The sequence below is a fragment of the Kosakonia oryziphila genome, from assembly GCF_900094795.1.
GTDB lineage: Bacteria > Pseudomonadota > Gammaproteobacteria > Enterobacterales > Enterobacteriaceae > Kosakonia > Kosakonia oryziphila.
On the sequence record NZ_FMBC01000100.1, the window covers coordinates 1 to 3602 of the forward strand.

A 3602-nucleotide genomic window follows, 5' to 3' on the forward strand; every position below is an offset into this window, starting at 1 on the left:
GACGATGAAATGGCGGAAAGCGGACAGCATCATTAAAGAAAGCATCTGGCGGGCATGAAAATGGCAAATAACGGTCACAGATCGTGGCGTTGACATTTTTAACGTGACACAGAATTCTGAACGCTCTCGACCGGAGGAGCCGGCACGTGAACAACTGCTTGGCAGCGATATCACTCCGGCAGCACTGCAGTTTCAGTTGTACAAAGGTGGGGGCTCGATGGCCTTACACTCCGCAGAGGGCGATATCATTCTGGGCGGGCAGGCCATACAGAATCTGGGGATGCTGAATGATCTGTGGGATGGCGCTCCTTTTACCGTTACCCGCCGGAGCTCAGAAAGCTTCACCGTCCATGGCGCCAGACTCAGTGCGAGTCTGATGGTTCAGGATGCCCCTCTGCGTAAGTATTTCAGCCGGGCACAGCAGCAGGCCAGGGGCAGTGGCTTTCTTGCCCGTTTCTTTTTTGCCCGCCCGGAGAGTGCTATCGGGACCCGGACGGGTCACACTCTGGAGAATTACCGACAATTACTGGCGCCGTATCACGGACGTCTCGGGGCTTTATTGGAGGCTTATTTGGCTGAAACCGAAAAAAACGCCCCGTCCGACCGACAGAAGCTGACATTCACGCCGGAGGCTCAGTTGCGGTGGATGGATATGTGTGACTATTTTGAACGACAGATGGCAGAAAATGGCAGGTATTACCATTTACGTGATTTTGCTTCCAAAGAGGGAAACAAAGTGGCGCGACTGGCTGCTCTTTTTCACTATTTTAGTGGTGCTGAAGGGGATATCCCGGAAGTTACCGTCATGCAGGCCCAGAAAGTCAGCGAATGGTACCTGAATGAGGCGCTTGCCCTGTTCGGGCCGGTACCGGAGGTGCCGCAGCATATTCAGGATGCAGAACTACTGTGGAAATGGCTGCATGGGCATTTTATGAATAATAAGGGGCAGCCTTTAAAGCGTAGCTGGGCCAGCCCCCGGGTACCGGGTAAGCTTCGCGAGCCCGGACGTCTGGAACCGGCGTTGCAGTATCTGAACCAGACCCAACGTATTACGTTCTGGTGGGATCACAAGACGACATTGATTGCCCCTTACGGCTGGGTACCGTATGCCCGCTGAATATTCAGGCAGACTCTCTCTTAAATTTATGAATTAAAGCGAGGGACATAACGTTGCTAAATCTGCTAAATAAAGCAGATTTAGCAACTTGCTGATGTGGAAGAGGATTGAAATGCGTTCATCTGCGATACCATTGACTACTAATTTCAATGCCTTTCAGCATAGGAAAGTAGAGGAGGAAACGTGTCGGAGACCGGAAAAGCGAAACAACCAGGGCAGACTCACGCTCACCCGGACTGCTATTACCAGCAGTTATTACATCAGGCCCGCTGCCGGAAGAATATTTCCGTCAGACCGGAGGTGCTTGCCTGGTTTAGTATCGAACATTATCAATACGTGCGTCACCTGACCCTGCGGGAGCTCATGACGGAACTGGTGGTGCGGGGAAGCCTGTGTACCGCGCCCGACATAGTGACATGGGATGGGGCGGTGCTGGGGCCGGGTGAGGTCTTTCAGACCTGCTACCCGAAAATCATTGCGGGTGAGCCAGCGTTACACAAGCTGTTTATCTCTCATGAGAAAATACCGGAACTGAATTACCTTCGCCCTACTGAAGATGTTGCTTCTCCGGCACTGGACCTCCCGGTGCGGGAGCTGAGTATCGGTGATATCGACGCCTGCTATCATGCGTTGTCTGCGGCAGAGACAGATGAGGCAACATTTTCTCTGGAAACTTCCCGGCATCCCTGTTACCTCGGGCATGACCGTAAAAGTGAAATCGAACCGGAGACTCGGCTGACGCGCCTTCAGACACAGGCATTTGGCAGTCATATTGAGCAGATTTACCTGGCGGTGGATCCTTCCTTCTCAAAGTCCCAGCTTATCGATGCGTTCAGCGAGTTGTTAACTGACCTCGATAACCAGTACGGATTGTTTACACCGTCTGCCGGGTGTCATGGCGGCGTACGCAAAAAACTCCTTTACGATATCCAGGCATGCCACCTCATCCCGCTGATTGATTTGCTGCTGTGGCAAATCAGGAACAGAACGGCCCTCCCGTTAAGGGTTATCGGTAATTTGCTTGAAAAACGTCCCTTTGATGCCTCGTCAGCCAGCACGGGCTATTCCGAAACCAATTTCCGCAACCGTTATCTGAGGACCTTCAACCAAGTGATGAACCAGGGCAATCCCGGGGAGATATTGAGTCGGCTGCTGGAGAACACGGATGATTATGATGCATCGTATTATGACACTACGCATGCCTGAACCCTACTGATTTATGACTCATAAAACAGGCCTGATGGCAATATTTTTTTGACGGAAATAATACAGAACGAAGCGCTCTCCTCTGTCTGAAAGAATGGCCGTGTATTCAGAACACGACAAAGGAGAGCCTGATGAAAGACGATAAGCTGAACGAGAGCAATCCACTCAAACTTGTAGACTTAAAATTTATCTGTGAAAACACCGGGCTTTCCCGGGCGTATATTTACAAATTGATGAGTAATGACCAGTTCCCGAAACCCCTGAAACTGGGGCGTGCCAGTCGCTGGTACCTCAGTGAACTCAGGGGCTGGCTGGAGAGTCGTGAAAGGATGTAGGTACACTAACTTGTCATGATATCAGTATGGATCCCTTAGTCTCCCATAATGGGTATAGACATGGTTTCACTGATATAAGAGATAAAGTTAACGTATTGGAATTATGGTTCTTATATTATATTAAACTAATATTGATTAGTATGTTTCTGATGTTGATATTAACCAGTATATTATCTATTAATGTCAGCCAATAATGCCACTGATATCTTATATTATCCATGTGTTGCTATTTATAGGATCATGCGTACTGTTGTTTTATATAATGTTAACCTAAGTGTCGTTATCATCGCAATGGCATTCCGATTATCAACTATAAGGTTGTATTAATACAGGTGCAGGATAATTATGGATATTATCACCGACAGTTATTTGGATGTTGAGTCAAGCAGTATGCATACTGCTGACCATGATACTACGCTCATTATTACGGAAGACCTGGATATCATACAGACACAGCGCCAGCTACTTTCTGTTTTAAATAAAATACTACGTTCTGAAACTGAAACTTTTAAAGTGACTCCGTCCGGGAGCTACAACAGAATGGGCTATTTACTCAAAGAAGCCATCAGTGGACTCACTTTACTGGAAAGTAGTCTCAGTGAGTATCAACAGCTGCATCCCACGACACGGCTATTCAATACGACGCTTAAAGCATATAACCTGACAGACCTGTCAGTAACGGAAGCTATGACAATAAACGAAGTGTTGAGGCGCTTTCGGGAGGAGGCACAGGCAGCCCCCCATAAACGACAGCTACGCAATTTCCAGCGGGCCGCCAGTAAGAATTTAAAAGGTGCATTAGATTATGTGAATCATCTTTTTGAGCATCATTCTCGTTTACTGGTGGTCCTGTAAGTATCCCGCATAATCGTGCCATTCATATTTAGAGAGCATCCGGCATAATCAATCTTCCAACGAAGGAGATCGCTATGCGTAAAGCCCGT

General features: G+C 48.3%; 4 protein-coding genes. All 4 read left to right on the top strand.

From position 1 onward, the window contains the following. Window positions 1-103: 103 nt before the first annotated feature. The 4 genes from GA0061070_RS24070 (at window position 104) to GA0061070_RS24085 (ending at window position 3513) form a co-directional block, all read left to right on the top strand. Window positions 104-1117 (top strand): DUF3987 domain-containing protein, encoded by a 1014-nt coding sequence (locus GA0061070_RS24070; protein ID WP_167353620.1) that lies wholly within the window; start codon window positions 104-106, stop codon window positions 1115-1117. A gap of 183 nt (window positions 1118-1300) precedes the next feature. Next, the gene (locus GA0061070_RS24075; RefSeq protein ID WP_090139032.1) at window positions 1301-2323 is read left to right on the top strand and encodes a DUF6387 family protein; all 1023 of its coding nucleotides are present in this window, start codon (window positions 1301-1303) and stop codon (window positions 2321-2323) included. A gap of 131 nt (window positions 2324-2454) precedes the next feature. Continuing rightward, window positions 2455-2658: a helix-turn-helix transcriptional regulator gene (locus tag GA0061070_RS24080; protein WP_090139033.1), complete on the top strand. Its 204-nt coding sequence runs from the start codon at window positions 2455-2457 to the stop codon at window positions 2656-2658. Between the two features lie 345 nt (window positions 2659-3003). Beyond that, window positions 3004-3513, top strand: a complete 510-nt coding sequence (locus GA0061070_RS24085) for a hypothetical protein (RefSeq protein ID WP_090139034.1) — start codon at window positions 3004-3006, stop codon at window positions 3511-3513. The last annotated feature ends 89 nt before the right edge of the window (window positions 3514-3602 follow it).